The organism is Bacillus sp. JH7 (genome assembly GCF_001563515.1).
In the GTDB taxonomy this organism is placed as follows: Bacteria; Bacillota; Bacilli; order Bacillales; family Bacillaceae_G; genus Bacillus_A; species Bacillus_A cereus.
On the sequence record NZ_LPUS01000001.1, the window covers coordinates 1 to 18,540 of the forward strand.

Consider the following 18,540-nt stretch of genomic DNA (forward strand, 5'->3'; position numbering starts at 1 on the left):
TTCCCATAGCGTAAGCTAGTAAGATCCCTGAAAGATGATCAGGTTGATAGGTTCGAGGTGGAAGCATGGTGACATGTGGAGCTGACGAATACTAATAGATCGAGGACTTAACCATATAATATGTAGCAATGTTATCTAGTTTTGAAAGAATATAAAAAACTTGTTGACTTTAAAAGTTAAATGAGTTACAATGATTCTTGTCTTAAATGAATACAGTCTGGTAATGATGGCAGAGAGGTCACACCCGTTCCCATACCGAACACGGAAGTTAAGCTCTCTAGCGCCGATGGTAGTTGGGACCTTGTCCCTGTGAGAGTAGGACGTTGCCAGGCAAAATGGAGGATTAGCTCAGCTGGGAGAGCACCTGCCTTACAAGCAGGGGGTCGGCGGTTCGATCCCGTCATCCTCCACCATATATGTCGGAGGGGTAGCGAAGTGGCTAAACGCGGCGGACTGTAAATCCGCTCCTTCGGGTTCGGCAGTTCGAATCTGCCCCCCTCCACCATTCTTAATTAATGGGCTATAGCCAAGCGGTAAGGCAACGGACTTTGACTCCGTCATGCGCTGGTTCGAATCCAGCTAGCCCAGCCATTAAGAGCCATTAGCTCAGTTGGTAGAGCATCTGACTTTTAATCAGAGGGTCGAAGGTTCGAGTCCTTCATGGCTCACCATTTTAATGAAATATGCGGGTGTGGCGGAATTGGCAGACGCACTAGACTTAGGATCTAGCGCCTTTGGCGTGGGGGTTCGACTCCCTTCACCCGCACTTTTAATAAAATAACTTATACATGTCTTGCGGAAGTAGTTCAGTGGTAGAATACAACCTTGCCAAGGTTGGGGTCGCGGGTTCGAATCCCGTCTTCCGCTCCAATTTTCAATATGACATGCCGGGGTGGCGGAACAGGCAGACGCACAGGACTTAAAATCCTGCGGTGGGTGACCACCGTGCGGGTTCGACCCCCGCCCTCGGCACCATATGCGCCCGTAGCTCAATTGGATAGAGCGTTTGACTACGGATCAAGAGGTTAGGGGTTCGACTCCTCTCGGGCGCGCTTTTATTAACGGGAAGTGGCTCAGCTTGGTAGAGCACCTGGTTTGGGACCAGGGGGTCGCAGGTTCAAATCCTGTCTTCCCGATATTCCTAAAAAACATGGGGCCTTAGCTCAGCTGGGAGAGCGCCTGCCTTGCACGCAGGAGGTCAGCGGTTCGATCCCGCTAGGCTCCACTTATATTAATATCATTTATGGCGGTGTAGCTCAGCTGGCTAGAGCGTACGGTTCATACCCGTGAGGTCGGGGGTTCGATCCCCTCCGCCGCTACCATAAAGGACCTTTAGCTCAGCTGGTTAGAGCAGACGGCTCATAACCGTCCGGTCGTAGGTTCGAGTCCTACAAGGTCCACCATTAGACGTATATATCTCGGAGGTATACCCAAGTTCGGCTGAAGGGATCGGTCTTGAAAACCGACAGGCGGCGAGAGTCGCGCGGGGGTTCGAATCCCTCTACCTCCTCCATTTTTTCTAAAGTGAATATTTTATCATCGCGGGGTGGAGCAGCACGGTAGCTCGTCGGGCTCATAACCCGAAGGTCGCAGGTTCAAATCCTGTCCCCGCAACCAAATGGTCCCGTGGTGTAGTGGTTAACATGCCTGCCTGTCACGCAGGAGATCGCCGGTTCGACCCCGGTCGGGACCGCCATTTTTTACATAAAGGCTCGGTAGCTCAGTCGGTAGAGCAGAGGACTGAAAATCCTCGTGTCGGCGGTTCGATTCCGTCCCGAGCCACCATTTTGAAATCACGAGCCGACTTAGCTCAATTGGTAGAGCAACTGACTTGTAATCAGTAGGTTGGGGGTTCAAGTCCTCTAGTCGGCACCACTTTCAAAATGAGCCATTAGCTCAGTTGGTAGAGCATCTGACTTTTAATCAGAGGGTCGAAGGTTCGAGTCCTTCATGGCTCACCATTTACAATTTAATGCGGGTGTAGTTTAGTGGTAAAACAAGAGCCTTCCAAGCTCTGGTCGAGAGTTCGATTCTCTTCACCCGCTTTTCAATTATGGGCCTATAGCTCAGCTGGTTAGAGCGCACGCCTGATAAGCGTGAGGTCGATGGTTCGAGTCCATTTAGGCCCACCATAATTGTTCCGCAGTAGCTCAGTGGTAGAGCTATCGGCTGTTAACCGATCGGTCGTAGGTTCGAGTCCTACCTGCGGAGCCATATTTATAGAGAAGTACCCAAGTGGCTCAAGGGGCTCCCCTGCTAAGGGAGTAGATCGCGAACGCGGTGCGAGGGTTCGAATCCCTTCTTCTCTGCCAGAACTGGCCCGTTGGTCAAGTGGTTAAGACACCGCCCTTTCACGGCGGTAACACGGGTTCGAATCCCGTACGGGTCATACTAAAAGAGATAGCATAATCTGCTATCTCTTTTTTGTTGTATAAAAGTGAACTTTGGATAGTCTGCTTTTTTATGCAATAGAAGAAATATGAAGTATGGGCTGTTGCAGTTGGGTATAGAGAGCCGTAAATACAATCATGTTGTTTATTTACCCCAGCTGTATGGCTGTAGCCTCCTACACTTGGAGAAACGGATGAAAATAAATAATATATAGAAGAAGCTGCTTTCTTTCAACAGGTGTGATCTACTGGAGACAGCTTTTTTATGTTGTCATTATTGTCGAGTTTTGTCGGTAAGTCGATATATTGCAAAAATCGCTGATATAATTTGAGTTACGATTGATAAATTTTAATAATCGCTGATATATTTGGAGTTACGGTCGATATATTCTAAAAATCGCCGATATAATTTCACTTACCGACGAAAAACACAAGAAAATCCCTTTCACAATCTAAAGAAAACGCCTCCATTGAAATGGATTCCACACCTATTCCAATAACTTTACACTCTATGTGAAAAAGTTCACAAATAGGTCATAATTTGTGAAGTAATTCACAATAATACGTGCTACAATATGAATGTAAAGAAGTTAAACAACATTAAATTAGTATTTTAATTAATTACTTAAACAATCATAAAAAAATATATGTGAACAATAGAGAGGGGAAATTACCATGAAAAAAGGTATCAATCGTGTAGTATTAGTAGGAACAGGAGCTGTAGGTTGTAGTTACGCTTACTCAATGATCAACCAAGGTGTAGCTGAAGAATTCGTATTAGTAGATGTTAATGAAGCAAAAGCAGAAGGGGAAGCAATGGACTTAAGCCATGCGGTACCATTCTCTCCATCACCAACAAAAGTTTGGAGCGGTAGCTATGCAGATTGTAAAGATGCAGATTTAGTTGTTATCACTGCTGGGTTACCACAAAAGCCAGGTGAAACTCGTTTAGACTTAGTTGAGAAAAATACAAAGATCTTTAAACAAATCGTTCGCGGCATTATGGATAGCGGATTCGATGGAATCTTCTTAATCGCAACTAACCCAGTTGATATTTTAACTTACGTAACTTGGAAAGAATCTGGTTTACCGAAAGAGCGCGTAATCGGTTCTGGTACTACTTTAGACTCTGCTCGTTTCCGTTACATGTTAGGTGACTACTTAGATGTAGATCCACGCAACGTTCATGCTTACATCGTTGGTGAACACGGTGACACTGAACTTCCAGTATGGAGCCACGCTACTATCGGTGTACAAAAATTAGAAACAATCTTAGCTAACAACGAACAGTACAAACAAGAAGACTTAGACAAAATCTTCGAAAACGTACGTGATGCAGCTTACCATATCATCGAGCGTAAAGGTGCAACTTACTACGGAATCGGTATGTCACTACTTCGTGTAACTAAAGCAATCTTAAACAACGAGAACAGCGTATTAACTGTATCTGCATACCTTGAAGGTCAATACGGCGAGAAAGATGCTTACGTAGGTGTTCCAGCTGTAATTAACCGCGAAGGTGTACGTGAAATCGTAGAACTTGAGCTAAATGAAGAGGAAAAAGTGAAGTTCGCTCATTCTGTAAAAGTATTAAAAGAAACAATGGCACCAGTACTATAATAATTGCTAAATAATTCAGAGGTGGGAAACTGCTTCTTACCTCTGAACTTATATAATTTAATATAAATTCCTTTTCCGGTTTCCCTTGTATATCCCCAATATACCCCTTTTGCTGGATAAGGGTCGTTTATAGAAAAGAGCACTCTATTTTACGTAGAGTGCTCTTTATTATTCCGCTATTTGCCGGGCAGTAAAAAACCACTGATTAAAGTTTCATTTTATTATTTTTTAGGTGTTAATCCTAATTTCTTTAAAATATCTGCCAGTGTACCGCTTTTGGATTTTTCTACAGGTGTTTGTGATTTAGATGCATCTGGACCTTTTTTCAAGAAGTTCCTTTCAACGAAGCGAATATCTTTTTCGTCGACAATACCATCTTTATTAAGGTCTCCGTCTTTTACAGTTAGTCCTTTTTTACCATAGTTGCTAGCGATAATTTCAGCATCTTTAATATCGATTACTTTATGAGCATTTACATCGCCGGTAAGGTTTTCGTCAGGTCTTGCATAATAATATTGGCCAAGCAGCTTACCGTCTTTTTCAGTACCAAGTTTCGTTGTTAGGCGGCTTGTTAAATGTCCTGGCATCTCTACATATAAGTTATTGTTGCGTTTATTAACTGGAAGTCCATTTAGTTTGAAGTATCCGTATTTATCTAGTGAGCCTTCAAACTTATGACGGTAAGAATCAGTCGCATATACTTTTACGCCAAGCTTTGTATAATCGAACTTTTCATCTAAATATTCGCGTTCATTTAAGAACGCACCAGGTTTAATATTTCCTTCTACTAGTGAGTTTAAGGACATAACTGAGAATGTTTGATCTTGAAGTACACGCATTCTATTTGGTTCTGATTCACCTTGTTTCCAGTAAACAAAAATTGGTGACTCTAATTGAGCGTTTGCTTCATAAAATTCATCATTTTCTACTTTGAAAATTACATCAATGAACGGGAAATCACCATCTAATCCAGCAAAGTTTTTGTCATCGATAGCGCCGCCAACTGTAACAGAACCTGCCTCTAGTTTCGGTTCATTTACTTTTGCGGTTACTCCTTTTTCGGAAAGTAGCTTTTCAAAAGCAGGATTAAATTTCGCATTTCAATAACATTGTGACAAAAAATATTGAGAAACATTTTTTTATGACAGATTATTTTGTTTTGATTTTGAGTGGAAAATAGCATGAAAAATAGGATAAAAATAATAAAATAAAGGTTGAGAAAAAATAATTGGTAAAAATATAGAAGAATAATAAAGCGTTTTCAATGAATATTCGTCAAAATTCGATATTTTACACGGAAATGTGAAGAAAAACTAACATTTTTAAGAAAAAAACGAATGTTTTTTATAAATTAACAAGGATATTGCAGTTTTTCGCAGAAATAGTTAAAGTATAAAAAATTCTGTCATCTAAGTGAGGTGAGCATATTGAGTGTAATAAATTGTGAAGAAGTGAAACGAGATGAGTTTCATACAGAAAAGTACTATGAAAGTTATAACATCTTTGGCGCACATGTTGTGACGGAAGATGAGATTCAAGGGGTACGATTTACAGTCTGGGCTCCTCATGCGAAAGCAATGAGTGTTGTTGGAGATTTTAATGAGTGGGATTATGAGCAACATAAGATGCTACAAGTGACAGAAGAAGGGATTTGGTCCTTATTTATACCGCATATTGAAGAAGGAGAAATATATAAATATGCGATTGAAACGTTGGCTGGTGACGTCATTTTAAAGGCAGATCCGTATGCTATATATGCAGAAGTAAGACCGAATACGGCATCTGTAGTTTTTGATATAAAAGGATATGAATGGAATGATAAAAACTGGAATCGTAAGAAAAAGAAAAAACCGATTTATAAAGAAGCGATGACAGTTTATGAATTACATTTTGGTTCTTGGAAAAAGAAAGAAGATGGAACACTATATTCTTACAGGGAAATGGCAGAAGAACTCATTCCGTATGTGGTGGAACATCAATTTACACATATTGAAATTATGCCGCTTGTTGAGCATCCATATGATCGTTCTTGGGGATATCAAGGAACGGGATATTATGCAGCGACGAGTAGATTTGGTACACCGCATGATTTAATGTATTTTGTCGACGAATGTCATAAATATGGAATCGGTGTCATTTTAGATTGGGTACCGGGGCACTTTTGTAAAGATGCTCACGGTTTATATTTGTTTGATGGCACACCGACCTATGAATATAAAGATAAAGATGTACAAGAAAATCTAGTATGGGGAACTGTCAATTTTGATTTAGGAAAGAGAGAGGTACGTAATTTCTTAATTTCAAATGCGTTATTTTGGATGAGATATTTCCATATTGATGGTTTCAGAGTAGATGCAGTTGCGAACATGTTGTACTGGAATAAAGAAGGACAAGAGCAAAGTAATGAGTACGCTGTGTCATTTTTACGGGAGTTAAATGAAGCAGTGTTTGCAGAGGATGAAGATTTTCTTATGACGGCAGAGGATTCAACAGCTTGGCCACTTGTAACAGCACCAACGTATGAAGGTGGGCTTGGATTCAATTACAAATGGAATATGGGCTGGATGAATGACGTGCTGAAATATATGGAGTGTGCGCCAGAGTACAGAAAATATATTCATGAGAAAATGACGTTCTCTTTACTATATGCTTACTCTGAAAACTTCATATTACCCCTTTCTCATGATGAAGTCGTTCATGGGAAAAAGTCGTTATTAAATAAAATGCCAGGTGATTACTGGGATAAGTTTGCTCAGCTTCGTTTGTTATATGGATATTTCTTTACTCACCCAGGAAAGAAATTACTTTTCATGGGAGGAGAATTCGGGCAGTTTGATGAGTGGAAAGACCTTGAAGATTTAGATTGGAATTTACATGATTTTGAAATGCATCGTTATATGCATGATTACTTTAAAGAGCTCATAGCATTGTATAAGCGCTCAAAACCACTTTGGCAGCTTGATCATTCGCCTGAAGGTTTTCAGTGGATTGATGCTAATAATAACGAGCAAAGTATTTTCTCGTTTATCCGCCAAGGGGATAAACAAGAAGATGCGTTAGTTATCGTATGTAATTTTACGAAAGCTACATATGAAAACTATAAAGTAGGTGTACCAGATTTCGAGTATTATAACGAGATTTTAAACAGTGATGCACAGCAATATGGCGGTTCGGGACAAGTGAATAAGAAACGTCTTAAGACGATTCTAGAACCGTACCATAATCAAGCAGCACATGTAGAGATTACAATTCCACCATTTGGCGTATCCATATTACGACCAGTGAAGACGAGAAAGGGGAGCAAAAAACAAGATGGCTCAAAAACAAAAGTGCGTAGCAATGTTACTAGCAGGGGGAAAAGGTAGTCGTTTAAGTGCATTAACAAAGAATTTAGCCAAGCCAGCTGTTCCATTTGGTGGTAAATATCGCATTATTGATTTTACGCTAAGTAACTGTGCGAATTCTGGTATTGAAACGGTTGGGATTTTAACGCAATATCAACCACTCGAACTTCATAATTATATCGGAATCGGAAATGCGTGGGATTTAGACCGAGTAAACGGTGGGGTCACAGTCTTACCTCCTTATGCGGAGTCTTCAGGGGTTAAGTGGTATACAGGTACGGCAAGTGCCATTTATCAAAACTTAAACTATTTAAGTCAGTATGAACCGGAGTATGTTCTCATTTTATCAGGCGACCATATTTATAAAATGGATTACAGTAAGATGCTAGATTACCATATTGAGAAAGAATCGGACGTATCCATTTCTGTTATTGAAGTACCTTGGGATGAAGCAAGTCGCTTTGGCATTATGAATACAAATGAAGAAATGGAGATTGTTGAGTTTGAAGAGAAACCACAATTTCCAAGAAGTAATCTTGCATCAATGGGAATCTATATTTTTAATTGGTCAATTTTGAAAGAGTATTTAGAGATGGATGCAAGAAACCCTGAATCTAGTAACGATTTCGGAAAAGACGTACTTCCGCTTTTATTGGATGAAGGGAAGAAGCTAATGGCGTATCCGTTTGAAGGATATTGGAAAGATGTTGGAACGGTGAAGAGCTTATGGGAAGCGAATATGGATTTGCTTCGCGATGAAACATCACTGAATTTAAACGATCGTAATTGGCGTATTTACTCTGTCAATCCAAACGAACCGCCTCAATATATTGCTGAAAAGGCGAAAGTAGAAGAATCGCTTATTAACGAAGGGTGCGTCATTGAAGGGGACGTGAAGCATTCTGTGTTATTCCAAGGAGTGACGGTGGAAGAAGGAAGTATGGTGATTGATTCTGTCGTTATGCCAGGGGCTAAGATTGGTAAAAATGTTGTGATTGAAAGAGCGATTGTTGGATCAGAAATGGTTATCGAGGATGGAACAATCATTCGTCCAGAAAAGAATGTTGACGATGTAGTATTAATTGCTGAAGGAAAATAGAAAAGGGGGATGAAATGAATGGGAGAAAAAATGTTAGGAATTATTAATGCAACGGGAAGTTTTCCTTCCTTAAAGAAAGTAACAGGGCATCGTTCACTAGCGGCGTTACCGTTTGGGGGCCGTTATCGACTCATTGATTTCATGCTTTCAAATATGGTGAATTCTAGTATTCATAGTGTGGCAGTTTTTACAAGCCATAAAAATCGTTCGTTAATGGACCATGTTGGTTCAGGAAAACAGTGGGATTTAGATAGAAAACGAGACGGACTATTTTTATTCCCGCCAAACTGCCAATGTGACCAAGATGAATTTGGGTCTTTTGCACACTTTAGAAGACATATTGATTATTTTCTAAGAAGCAGAGAAGAGTACGTTGTTATTACGAATAGCCATCTCGTAACAGCATTAAATTTTCAAGCGGTGTTAGAGCGACATATACATACGGCAGCTGATATTACGGAAGTTTGCCATGAAGGGGTTTCACTTCAAACATATGTGTTAAAGAAACAATTATTGTTAGACTTATTTGAGTCATATAAAGATGTGGAACAATACAGTTTATTTGATGTAGTGAGAGAAAAGCGCGGGAAATCATTACACATTGCTACATATGAACATACTGGATATGTAGCAATTATTGACTCGATTGAAAGTTACTATAAACATAGCTTAGAAATTTTGCAACCTGCTATTTGGAAGCAATTATTTAAGAAAGAAGCACCGATCTTTACGAAAGTAAAAGATGAGCCACCAACTCGTTATTTAAAGGGTGCAGTCGTGAAAAATACAATGATTGCAAACGGTAGTATTATTGAAGGGGAAGTCGAAAACAGTGTTGTTTCTCGTTCAGTTAAAATTGGAAAAGGTTCAATTATTCGTAACAGTATTATTATGCAAAAGAGCCAAATTGGAGATAACTGTATAATAGATGGTGTTATTATTGATAAAGATGTGAAAATTGGTGACGGTGTCGTATTAAAAGGAAACGCCGATGGGCCGTATGTTGTAGAAAAAGGAAGCGTACAAAACAGTACGATTAATAGTTATTCTTAAAAGAATCAGTGGGGGCTTTTTCCTCCACTGATTAAAGTTTTAATTCAAATGAAAACTCGAAGGGAGGAAGCTGCAAGAGGAGTAATAAAAACTTTTCGCGCAGTGGGACAACAAGTGAATATTTTATTTGCAGTATCAGAATGTGTACCGTTTGTGAAATCGGGAGGATTAGCTGATGTAGCGGGTGCGCTCCCAAAAGAGCTGAAAAAATTAGGAGTGGACGTGCGTATTATACTTCCGAATTATAGTCTCATTCCGCAAAAGTTAAGAGATGGATGTACGTTACATAAAGTAATTAACGTCCCTCTTGGGTGGAGAAATCAATATTGTGGAATTTTAAAAGGTGAGCAAGACGGAATTACGTATTACTTAATAGATAATGAATATTATTTTAAGAGAGATTCTCTGTATGGTCATTATGATGACGGAGAGCGTTTTTCTTATTTCTCAAAAGCGGTGTTAGAGTGTATTCCGCACCTTGATTTTGAAGTGGATGTTCTTCATAGCCACGATTGGCATACGGCTATGGTTAATTTCTTACTTCGTGAAAAGTATCAAGATAACCCGTTATATGAGCGTATTAAAACGGTATATACAATTCATAACTTACAGTTCCAAGGTGTATTTCCTCCTGAAGTAATGTACGACTTGTTAGAACTTGGTGATGAATATTTCCACAGTGAGCAGTTAGAGTTTTATGGGAATGTGAATTTTATGAAGGGCGGTATTATAGCTTCAGATCAAATTACAGCAGTTAGCCCGACATATAAGGAAGAAATTCAATATGAATTTTTCGGTGAGAAGTTAGATGGATTGCTGCGAAAATATAATGATAAGCTTAGCGGCATTGTAAATGGTATTGATACGAGCGTATATAATCCAGAAACAGATTCGTATATTAAGGCTCAGTATGATGCAGAGTCATTATATGAAAAGAGTGAAAATAAACGCGCCTTGCAGCGTTATTTTGGTTTGCCAGAAAAAGAGGATACACCAATTATTTCAATGGTAACGAGATTAACGAAGCAAAAAGGTCTTGATTTAGTACGTACTGTATTCCGCGAAATAATGGAAGAAGATGTACAATGTATTATTTTAGGATCAGGTGATTCGGAATATGAGCAATTCTTTGAATGGATGGCATATGAGTATCCGGAGAAGGTAAAAGTTTATATCGGATTTAATGAAGAATTAGCTCATCAAGTGTATGCAGGAAGTGATTTATTCTTAATGCCATCGCTGTTTGAACCGTGTGGACTTGGACAACTTATCGCATTAGCATACGGTACGATTCCAATTGTAAGAGAAACAGGTGGATTAAACGATACGGTACATTCTTATGATGAAGAAACTGGAGAAGGAAATGGTTTTAGTTTCACGAATTTTAATGCACATGACATGCTGCATACGATTCATCGTGCAATTGAATTCTATCACGATAAACCGGTATGGGAGCAGCTTGTAAAACAAGCGATGACTGAAGATTACAGCTGGGAGCAATCGGCTCTTGCTTATAAGGAATTATATAAAAGTCTCATGGAATAACATGTAGGTGGTGAAAAAATGTTTACTCATGTTGAAAGTTTTAAATCAACTTTTCTAGAAAAGTTAGAGACGATGTATGGGAAAAGTTTCAAAGATTCTACAACTCGTGATCAATATAATACACTCGGCCATATGGTACGTGAGTATATGAATAGTCAATGGATTGCAACGAATGAGAGTTATCGATCCGGAGAGCAAAAGCAAATGTATTACTTGTCTATTGAGTTTTTGCTTGGACGTTTGCTTGGAAGTAACATCTTGAATTTAGGTATTAGAGATGTATGCGAGCAAGGGTTATCCGAACTAGGGATTTCGTTACAAGAGTTAGAAGAAGTGGAAGCAGATGCAGGCCTTGGTAATGGTGGGCTTGGACGCTTAGCAGCCTGTTTTCTCGATTCACTTGCATCTTTAAACTTGCCAGGACACGGCTGTGGAATTCGTTATAAACATGGTTTGTTTGATCAGAAAATTGTTGATGGTTATCAAGTCGAATTTCCAGAACAGTGGCTTCTTCATGAAAACGTATGGGAAGTAAGAAGGCATGATCAAGCTGTAGAAGTAAGTTATTTCGGCAATGTTGAACCGCTAGAAATTGACGGGCGTTTAGAGTTTAGGCATACAAATGCAGAAGTCATTATGGCCGTGCCATATGATGTGCCGGTAGTTGGCTATGAGACGAGTACTGTAAATACACTTAGACTTTGGAATGCTGAACCAGTTCCTTTCCCGCAAAACTGCAAAGATATTTTGAAATATAAGCGTGAAACAGAGGCTGTATCGGAGTTTTTATATCCAGATGATACGCATGATGAGGGAAAAATACTTCGTTTAAAACAACAGTATTTCCTCGTATCAGCAAGTTTGCAAAATATCGTTCGAATGCATAGAGAAAGATATGGTGACCTTCGTCAACTACATGAAAAAATTGCGATCCACATTAACGATACACATCCGGTTTTAGCAATTCCGGAACTGATGCGCATTTTACTAGACGAAGAAAAGTTAGCATGGGAAGAAGCTTGGCACATAACGACGCAGACGATTTCTTATACGAATCATACAACGTTATCAGAAGCGCTCGAAAAGTGGCCAATTCACATTTTTAAACCGTTATTACCGAGAATTTATATGATTATTGAAGAGATTAATGAACGTTTCTGTCATGAACTTTGGGAACAGTATCCGTATGAGTGGGATCGTATTGAAGCAATGGCGATTATTGCACATGACCTTGTGAAAATGGCTCATTTAGCGATTGTCGGTAGCCATAGCGTAAATGGTGTAGCGAAAATTCATACGGAAATATTAAAGCAGCGGGAAATGCGATTGTTTTATGAATTTTATCCAGATAAGTTTAATAATAAGACGAATGGAATTGCTCATAGGCGCTGGCTTATGAAAGCAAATCCACAGTTAACAAATCTCATTTCAGAGGCGATTGGAACAGAGTGGAAGAAAGAACCGATTAAGCTTCAAGAGCTACAATTAGTTCAATATGATGCGAGTTTCCAAGAGAAATTTGCAGAGGTAAAACAAGAGCGTAAAGAGATTTTAGCGGAGCGTATTCATAATACAATGGGGATTACCATTGATCCAAATTCTATTTTTGATGTGCAAGTGAAAAGATTACATGCTTATAAACGACAATTATTAAATGTTCTTCATATTTTATATTTGTATAACCGTTTGAAAGAGGATGCTAGTTTTACATTTTATCCGCGTACTTTTATTTTTGGAGCGAAAGCATCACCTGGCTATTATTACGCGAAAAAAATTATTAAATTAATAAATGAACTCGCAAGAAAAGTAAATAATGACCCGTATGTCAGTCAATATATGAAAGTTATCTTTCTAGAAAACTATCGAGTTTCTTTAGCAGAAGATATATTCCCGGCGGCGGATGTAAGTGAACAAATTTCAACGGCGAGTAAAGAAGCATCGGGAACAGGTAATATGAAATTTATGATGAATGGTGCGATTACACTCGGAACGCTAGACGGTGCTAACGTTGAAATAAAAGACCGGGTCGGTGATGATAACTGTTTTATTTTCGGTTTAACAGCAGAAGAGGTTCTTCATTACTATCAAAATGGTGGATATCGTGCAAGTGATTATTATCACCACAATGGGCACATTAAAAAGGTAGTAGATCAGTTAACGAATGGTTTCTTTGCACAGTCGGGAGCCGAATTTGAAGCAATTTACGATTCTCTCGTTATTCAAAATGATGAATATTTTGTTCTGCGAGATTTTGGTCCATATGCTGAAAGACAAGAAGCTGTCGGTAGAGCTTATGAGAACCGAACGAAGTGGCTAGAAATGTCGATTTTAAATATTGCACAGTCTGGTCATTTTGCGAGCGATCGAACGATTTTGCAGTACAGTAATGAAATTTGGGGTATTGGTAATACAGTTAAACAGTTTTAAAGAGGTTGCTATATTGGGAGATATATTATCGATTTACCAACAGAAATGGATATTAATAAATAAAACGTGCTTAATAAAATTAAGCTCGTTTTATTTATTTTGCTTAAGAAAGAAATGGAACAGTGGTATATATGATACCTGCCCCATCATACTCTCCTGTCGCAAAGTATGAAAATGTAAAGAAACCTGTAACCGTAAAAATTACAATAAGGAAAAATGCGAAGATAAATTTTAACATGTAAGGTCCCCTCATCCAAAAATAACTTCATAGATTATTATAGTATACGAATATTTTATTTCCAATTGCTTACTGGTTAAAAATGAGAAGTCAGACATGTTTTGTATGTTGTAATGGAATGATTATTTGTAATGGATTTTGTGTTTTTTGTAAATGTCATGTTGTGATGGACGTGTGCATACTCCCAATCATGATCATTAAAATTTATGTTTCGGGGAGGGAGAAGTGGAACGACATCGAATAAGTTGACGAAACGAAAGCTACTAGCTACTTGTAGTTTATAATAATTTCGAAAAGCGATATCTCCTACTTTTGGAGAAGCGAATGTATAAAGTCCATACTGTGCGAAGGCAGTATTTATACGTGCATCTAATATGTGTAATGTGGCAAGCGCGCCACCTAGACTATGCCCAGTAGCTAGCAGTTTTTTATGTGCTGGCAATGATACGAGCATATCCATAATAGAATCACGACAAGACTCATAAATAGAGAGAAAACCGTTATGGACATTTCCGCCATTTAAAGCATAAGGATAAGGTTTTTGATTGACGAGAGAATCAATAATCCAATCTGGATCTGTTTGAGTGCCTCTGAAGGCAACGATAATTGTATCCTCAGATTCTAATATAAATCCGAACCATTCTGTTGTTTGAATGGCCTTTCCTTGAAAACCTTGTACATATTGAAAACCATCTGGTATTTCGAAAATACCATTTTGTTTATATTGTTCATACGTTAACTCACAACAAGAAGCTAACAGTATGGCAGTTTCTTTATCAAAGGATAAAGGAGTACGCATTAAGGTAGCCCTCCTTAAGAAAAGGTATAGTTTAATATATGCGGTGAGGAACTTGATTCATTCTTTTGGAGGTGGGGAATAGCTTGTATCGCTTACCTAAATCAGTGGAGGAAATTATAATGGCAAAATAAAACAGTGCCTGATAAGGGCACTGTTTACTCTTTTTCATCTCAAGGAATCGACTTTTTTAGTTATTCTTAATGAACTGACGCATGCGTTAGTTGCATAAGTAAGAGGTTTGAAAAAATAGCCTGTATATATTTGAATGATGAATAACTTACCTATTTTCTTGTGTTTGTTTGCGTTACATACAGAAAAAATTCGGAAAATAAAACATATTATTTATCTGTTTGTTTTTGCTTCTTTTTCAAATACTCCGTACGCAATTTTTCAAGTTGCTGCTTTTTATCAAATTTGGCAGGCTTCTGTTTTTCATGGAACTTTGCCACAGCTACCTGACTTTTGGAATCCAATTGATATTTTCCCACTTTGTTCACCTACTTTTCTTGTCTCTAAAGAGAATCTACTCAACAAATATAATATACCTTATTTTCCTGAAGTAAACCTTATTACTTTATTTTAACTGCTTTTTCTCGTTTGTAGACGTAAATTAAAACACCCTTTCACTTTATTACTGCAAGCAAGGGTGTTTTAATTTTATTATTTTATTAGTTGATGGCCATGCCCACATAAGGGCACAGTTTACTCTTTCCCATCTAATAAACGACCAAGGCCACCTAATACACTACCTTCGCCAGTACTTTGCGCTGCTGGGCTTGTAAGGCGTGCTGCTAATCGGCTAAGTGTTAAGGACTGAATCCAAACTGTTCCAGGTCCTTCTAACGTTGCGAAGAATAAACCTTCGCCGCCAAATAGAGCTGTTTTTACTTTTCCAACGAACTCGACATCATAGTTAATGTCTTTTGTCATAGCAACGAGACAACCTGTATCAATGCGAAGTTTCTCACCAGGTTTTAATTCACGTTTATATACAGTTCCACCTGCGTGCATGAAAGCAAGACCGTCACCTTCAAGTTTCTGCATGATAAAACCTTCACCACCGAAGAAACCAGTTCCTATTTTTTTCGTAAATTCAATTCCGATAGAAACACCTTTTGCGGCACAAAGAAAGGCATCTTTTTGACAAACTACTTTTCCTTGATATTCTGTTAAATCTACAGGAATAATTTTACCAGGATAAGGAGCAGCAAATGAGACGTGGCGTTTGCCGTGACCTGTATTTGTAAATACAGTCATAAACATACTTTCGCCTGTAACGAGACGCTTACCAGCGCCCATTAATTTTCCGAATAAACCTCCAGATGGGCCAGAACCATCACCGAAGATTGTTTCCATTTCTATGTAATCTTCCATCATCATCATTGCGCCAGCTTCTGCGATCACGCTTTCTTCTGGATCTAACTCAATTTCAACAAACTGCATATCATCTCCGTATAACTTATACTCGATTTCATGTGCTCTCATTTTTTTCACCTCGTATGTAATAGATACTTATATTGTACAGAATTTAATAGGATTAGAATACTTTAGTTTTGTTAATTTTCAAATAAAGTGGAACAAACCAAAACTGATTATCAGCTCCCGCCAATCAAGCTGTCCGCAAATACCGGGCTAAAATATGAATATGGAAATTCAACATTATATTAAAATTATAAAAAAATGGTGGAATGAAAGTGTTCTCATTTGACGTTTTGGATATAGCGTGATATAGTGAAATCACTATTGAGCTACATAATGTGGTACGGAAATAAAGCACGTTGAATTAAAGGCTGTAAGCTTGTTATACATTCATGTCCTTTATATCCACCTTTTCATGTGGATTCATAGTTTCATTTTTATTTAGGAGGTACATGACATGCAAACAGGTAAAGTTAAATGGTTCAACAGCGAAAAAGGTTTCGGTTTCATCGAAGTTGAAGGTGGAGACGATGTATTCGTTCACTTCTCAGCTATCCAAGGTGACGGATTCAAAACTTTAGAAGAAGGTCAAGAAGTTTCTTTCGAAATCGTTGAAGGTAACCGTGGACCACAAGCTGCTAACGTTACAAAAAACTAATTAGCTAGCGATAAAAAGCATTCCGATTTTCGGAATGCTTTTTTTTATTCTTTGGAACTCGACTCATTTGAAGATAATTCGCCCTTAAAGGTACGCTCTTCAAAGTCATCAAGCATTTGTTCATATTCTTCATGTTCTTCCGTAGCGAAAACTTGCGGATTTTTTCCATACATATCTGTACCAATAAAGTTTTCGAAATCTTCTACGTATCCTACATTTTCCTCACTATTTACGTACATGCCATTATAGTTTTTCGAATCTTGTCTTTCTAAATCAGATGGTGTTTCAGATGTTCCGTAATTAGCAACATCTTGCCATGCATCTTCTGCATCATATTCAACAGAACGATCTTCATCATGTTTGTGGAAAGAAGGAGATAACACTTCTTCTTCGACTGGTCGTGTATTCATATTTAGCTTATTTGTCGCGTGCTGGATGCATGTTGTAGCAGTCGGCATTGCTTCTAATCTTTCAAATGGAATTTCTTCGCCAGACACTTCGCAAATGCCGTACGTACCCGCTTCTATTTTTTGCAAGGCATGTTTCGTATCCTCTAGCTGTTTATGCCAAAGTTCAATAAGCCCGAAGTCTTTTTCACGTTCATATAGCTCTGTTGCCATATCAGCTGGATGGTTATCATAGCTAGATAATTCTCCAACAGACTCACGTTCAGATGCACGATCTTCATTTTCGTGTGTTTGTATCGTTTGCTCTAGTTCTTGTTTTTGTTTTTCTAAAATGGATTTAAATTGACCTACTTGTTGTGGAGTTAACATAGTCGTCCACCTTCCTACAATTCAGTTTCTTTACATAGTATGAGCGTTGCGAGTAGGAATTATGAGATGAATTTCAGATACGAAAAAGGAGCCGCGTTAGCAGCTCCTTTTAAAGGAAATATCCAAGTAATAACCCGATTCCCATTAAGAGACCGAAGATTGTATTTGTTTTTGCTGTTGCAATCATCGCAGGTACCATTTCCATTGGAATGCTTTTGCCGATAAAGCCTTTCGTCGCTTTAAATGCTTTCGGTGCACTTAAAAATACGATAAGCATCCATGGTGATACGATGCTCACGATAATTAAAGCAATTGTCCAAATGTAGGAAACGATGAACATCGAAGCAAGTACACCAACCGCTCGCTCGCGTCCAACGAGAATTGCTAACGTTTTACGACCGTTTTCTTTATCGCCATCTAAGTCACGAATATTATTAGCTAGTAAAATGGCACCAATTAAAATGGAGCTTGGAATAGATAGTAAAATGACTTCTGATGTTACAGTTCCAGTTTGAATAAAGAATGAAATTCCAATAATGATAACACCCATAAATAATCCGGCTGTTAACTCTCCAAATGGTGTATAGGCAATGGGAAGTGGGCCACCCGTGTAAAGGTAAGCAACGGCCATACAAACAAGACCGATTGCAGCAAGCCACCAGCTAGAATTCATACAAATATAAACACCTAATAGTATTGCGATGCCGAAAAATCCAAATGCTAAGTTAAGCACTGTTTTTGGCTGAATGCCATCGCGAACGATAGCGCCGCCGATACCAACTGAACCTTCGTGATCGAGTCCTCTTTTATAATCAAAGTATTCATTAAACATGTTTGTTGCTGCCTGAATGAGAAGACAAGCAAGAAGCATTATAAGGAAAAGAGGGAGATGTATTTGATTTATACCTCCGACCTGCATTGCATAGGCTGTTCCGATGAAAACAGGAACGAAAGCTGCTGTTAATGTATGGGGACGTAGTAAACTCCACCAAATGCGCCAGCCTGTTTGCTTGCTTGGTTTTGGCGCCGTAGGAGAGGAATTCGTTTCGACGTTCATTTCCATGTTGAATCCTCCTTTGGTCACATATTGTACACAACTAAGTGTAGAAAAAGCATCATTTAGTGTCAACGTTTATTTTCTAGGAAGAGAAGGTGAATTTCTCAGAAATGCT

General features: G+C 38.6%; 13 protein-coding genes, 23 tRNA genes, 2 rRNA genes and 1 pseudogene. 32 read left to right on the forward strand and 7 right to left on the reverse strand.

The features are described 5' to 3' along the window. The 26 genes from AU379_RS00005 to AU379_RS00130 form a co-directional block, all read left to right on the forward strand. Positions 1-115, forward strand: a 23S ribosomal RNA gene (locus AU379_RS00005); the annotation flags it as partial. Between the two features lie 101 nt (positions 116-216). Further along, positions 217-332: ribosomal RNA gene (rrf, locus tag AU379_RS00010) — 5S ribosomal RNA — on the forward strand. 5 nt (positions 333-337) lie between these two features. Further along, positions 338-413: transfer RNA gene (locus AU379_RS00015), tRNA-Val, on the forward strand. Between the two features lie 8 nt (positions 414-421). Continuing rightward, positions 422-505: transfer RNA gene (locus tag AU379_RS00020), tRNA-Tyr, on the forward strand. Between the two features lie 11 nt (positions 506-516). Beyond that, positions 517-591 (forward strand) — tRNA-Gln (locus tag AU379_RS00025). A 4-nt stretch (positions 592-595) separates the two neighbouring features. Then, positions 596-671, forward strand: a tRNA-Lys gene (locus tag AU379_RS00030). Between the two features lie 14 nt (positions 672-685). Next, positions 686-766, forward strand: a tRNA-Leu gene (locus AU379_RS00035). A gap of 29 nt (positions 767-795) precedes the next feature. Next, positions 796-870: transfer RNA gene (locus AU379_RS00040), tRNA-Gly, on the forward strand. Positions 871-886: 16 nt separating this feature from the next. Further along, a tRNA-Leu gene (locus tag AU379_RS00045) sits at positions 887-975 on the forward strand. Between the two features lie 3 nt (positions 976-978). Beyond that, positions 979-1,052, forward strand: a tRNA-Arg gene (locus tag AU379_RS00050). Between the two features lie 10 nt (positions 1,053-1,062). Then, positions 1,063-1,136, forward strand: a tRNA-Pro gene (locus AU379_RS00055). Positions 1,137-1,152: 16 nt separating this feature from the next. Then, positions 1,153-1,225 (forward strand) — tRNA-Ala (locus tag AU379_RS00060). Between the two features lie 20 nt (positions 1,226-1,245). Next, a tRNA-Met gene (locus AU379_RS00065) sits at positions 1,246-1,322 on the forward strand. 4 nt (positions 1,323-1,326) lie between these two features. Continuing rightward, positions 1,327-1,403: transfer RNA gene (locus tag AU379_RS00070), tRNA-Ile, on the forward strand. A 17-nt stretch (positions 1,404-1,420) separates the two neighbouring features. Continuing rightward, a tRNA-Ser gene (locus tag AU379_RS00075) sits at positions 1,421-1,513 on the forward strand. Positions 1,514-1,540: 27 nt separating this feature from the next. After that, positions 1,541-1,617, forward strand: a tRNA-Met gene (locus AU379_RS00080). 3 nt (positions 1,618-1,620) lie between these two features. Beyond that, positions 1,621-1,696 (forward strand) — tRNA-Asp (locus tag AU379_RS00085). 13 nt (positions 1,697-1,709) lie between these two features. After that, a tRNA-Phe gene (locus AU379_RS00090) sits at positions 1,710-1,785 on the forward strand. Positions 1,786-1,799: 14 nt separating this feature from the next. Beyond that, positions 1,800-1,875: transfer RNA gene (locus AU379_RS00095), tRNA-Thr, on the forward strand. Between the two features lie 10 nt (positions 1,876-1,885). Next, a tRNA-Lys gene (locus tag AU379_RS00100) sits at positions 1,886-1,961 on the forward strand. Between the two features lie 13 nt (positions 1,962-1,974). After that, positions 1,975-2,045: transfer RNA gene (locus tag AU379_RS00105), tRNA-Gly, on the forward strand. A 10-nt stretch (positions 2,046-2,055) separates the two neighbouring features. Continuing rightward, positions 2,056-2,132 (forward strand) — tRNA-Ile (locus AU379_RS00110). A 7-nt stretch (positions 2,133-2,139) separates the two neighbouring features. Continuing rightward, a tRNA-Asn gene (locus AU379_RS00115) sits at positions 2,140-2,214 on the forward strand. Positions 2,215-2,221: 7 nt separating this feature from the next. Then, positions 2,222-2,312, forward strand: a tRNA-Ser gene (locus tag AU379_RS00120). A gap of 5 nt (positions 2,313-2,317) precedes the next feature. Continuing rightward, positions 2,318-2,389, forward strand: a tRNA-Glu gene (locus AU379_RS00125). A gap of 676 nt (positions 2,390-3,065) precedes the next feature. Further along, positions 3,066-4,010 (forward strand): L-lactate dehydrogenase, encoded by a 945-nt coding sequence (locus tag AU379_RS00130; protein WP_000715340.1) that lies wholly within the window; start codon positions 3,066-3,068, stop codon positions 4,008-4,010. Between the two features lie 221 nt (positions 4,011-4,231). Here the strand turns inward: AU379_RS00130 and AU379_RS30180 are convergent. Beyond that, positions 4,232-5,110, reverse strand: a pseudogene (locus tag AU379_RS30180) (peptidase S8); the annotation flags it as partial. Between the two features lie 327 nt (positions 5,111-5,437). Here AU379_RS30180 and glgB point away from each other — a divergent pair. From glgB to glgP, 5 genes are all read left to right on the forward strand, one after another. Beyond that, positions 5,438-7,375, forward strand: a complete 1,938-nt coding sequence (gene glgB / locus AU379_RS00140) for a 1,4-alpha-glucan branching protein GlgB (protein ID WP_000111398.1) — start codon at positions 5,438-5,440, stop codon at positions 7,373-7,375. Then, positions 7,323-8,453: a glucose-1-phosphate adenylyltransferase gene (gene glgC / locus AU379_RS00145; protein ID WP_000057604.1), complete on the forward strand. Its 1,131-nt coding sequence runs from the start codon at positions 7,323-7,325 to the stop codon at positions 8,451-8,453. Before glgB ends, glgC begins: the two co-directional genes overlap by 53 nt. 18 nt (positions 8,454-8,471) lie before the next feature. Next, the gene (gene glgD, locus AU379_RS00150; protein WP_000504164.1) at positions 8,472-9,506 is read left to right on the forward strand and encodes a glucose-1-phosphate adenylyltransferase subunit GlgD; all 1,035 of its coding nucleotides are present in this window, start codon (positions 8,472-8,474) and stop codon (positions 9,504-9,506) included. 114 nt (positions 9,507-9,620) lie between these two features. Then, positions 9,621-11,051, forward strand: coding sequence for a glycogen synthase GlgA (gene glgA, locus AU379_RS00155; RefSeq protein ID WP_023901191.1), 1,431 nt, complete (start codon positions 9,621-9,623; stop codon positions 11,049-11,051). Between the two features lie 18 nt (positions 11,052-11,069). Beyond that, positions 11,070-13,478 carry a glycogen phosphorylase gene (glgP, locus tag AU379_RS00160; RefSeq protein ID WP_061138874.1) on the forward strand — a complete coding sequence of 803 codons (2,409 nt, stop codon included), beginning with the start codon at positions 11,070-11,072 and terminating at the stop codon, positions 13,476-13,478. A gap of 103 nt (positions 13,479-13,581) precedes the next feature. Here the strand turns inward: glgP and AU379_RS31095 are convergent, their stop codons facing one another. From AU379_RS31095 to AU379_RS00175, 4 genes are all read right to left on the reverse strand, one after another. Continuing rightward, positions 13,582-13,716, reverse strand: coding sequence for a hypothetical protein (locus tag AU379_RS31095; protein WP_000911065.1), 135 nt, complete (start codon positions 13,714-13,716; stop codon positions 13,582-13,584). A 76-nt stretch (positions 13,717-13,792) separates the two neighbouring features. Continuing rightward, on the reverse strand, positions 13,793-14,515 hold the full coding sequence (locus AU379_RS00165; protein ID WP_001260134.1) for a lipase family protein: 723 nt from the start codon (positions 14,513-14,515) through the stop codon (positions 13,793-13,795). Between the two features lie 338 nt (positions 14,516-14,853). Continuing rightward, complete coding sequence (locus AU379_RS30420; protein WP_000521639.1) at positions 14,854-15,003, reverse strand: hypothetical protein; 150 nt, start codon at positions 15,001-15,003, stop codon at positions 14,854-14,856. A 214-nt stretch (positions 15,004-15,217) separates the two neighbouring features. Then, positions 15,218-16,000, reverse strand: a complete 783-nt coding sequence (locus AU379_RS00175) for a TIGR00266 family protein (RefSeq protein ID WP_001201257.1) — start codon at positions 15,998-16,000, stop codon at positions 15,218-15,220. A 391-nt stretch (positions 16,001-16,391) separates the two neighbouring features. Here AU379_RS00175 and cspD point away from each other — a divergent pair, with 391 nt between their 5' ends. After that, complete coding sequence (gene cspD, locus AU379_RS00180; protein WP_001193054.1) at positions 16,392-16,592, forward strand: cold-shock protein CspD; 201 nt, start codon at positions 16,392-16,394, stop codon at positions 16,590-16,592. Between the two features lie 44 nt (positions 16,593-16,636). Here cspD and AU379_RS00185 read toward each other — a convergent pair whose 3' ends face one another. Further along, entirely contained in the window at positions 16,637-17,368 is a 732-nt protein-coding gene (locus AU379_RS00185; protein WP_000957391.1) for a yteA family sporulation protein, read from the reverse strand. A 109-nt stretch (positions 17,369-17,477) separates the two neighbouring features. Then, positions 17,478-18,431, reverse strand: a complete 954-nt coding sequence (locus AU379_RS00190; protein WP_000425743.1) for a 1,4-dihydroxy-2-naphthoate polyprenyltransferase — start codon at positions 18,429-18,431, stop codon at positions 17,478-17,480. Between the last annotated feature and the right edge of the window lie 109 nt (positions 18,432-18,540).

Coding starts and splice junctions, on each gene's coding strand:
- AU379_RS00185 (WP_000957391.1), bottom strand. CDS start 17,368: ATGTTAACTCCACAACAAGTAGGTCAATTTAAATCCATTTTAGAAAAA.
- AU379_RS00130 (WP_000715340.1), top strand. CDS start 3,066: ATGAAAAAAGGTATCAATCGTGTAGTATTAGTAGGAACAGGAGCTGTA.
- AU379_RS00165 (WP_001260134.1), bottom strand. CDS start 14,515: ATGCGTACTCCTTTATCCTTTGATAAAGAAACTGCCATACTGTTAGCT.
- cspD (WP_001193054.1), top strand. CDS start 16,392: ATGCAAACAGGTAAAGTTAAATGGTTCAACAGCGAAAAAGGTTTCGGT.
- glgD (WP_000504164.1), top strand. CDS start 8,472: ATGGGAGAAAAAATGTTAGGAATTATTAATGCAACGGGAAGTTTTCCT.
- AU379_RS00175 (WP_001201257.1), bottom strand. CDS start 16,000: ATGAGAGCACATGAAATCGAGTATAAGTTATACGGAGATGATATGCAG.
- glgC (WP_000057604.1), top strand. CDS start 7,323: ATGGCTCAAAAACAAAAGTGCGTAGCAATGTTACTAGCAGGGGGAAAA.
- AU379_RS31095 (WP_000911065.1), bottom strand. CDS start 13,716: ATGTTAAAATTTATCTTCGCATTTTTCCTTATTGTAATTTTTACGGTT.
- AU379_RS00190 (WP_000425743.1), bottom strand. CDS start 18,431: ATGGAAATGAACGTCGAAACGAATTCCTCTCCTACGGCGCCAAAACCA.
- glgP (WP_061138874.1), top strand. CDS start 11,070: ATGTTTACTCATGTTGAAAGTTTTAAATCAACTTTTCTAGAAAAGTTA.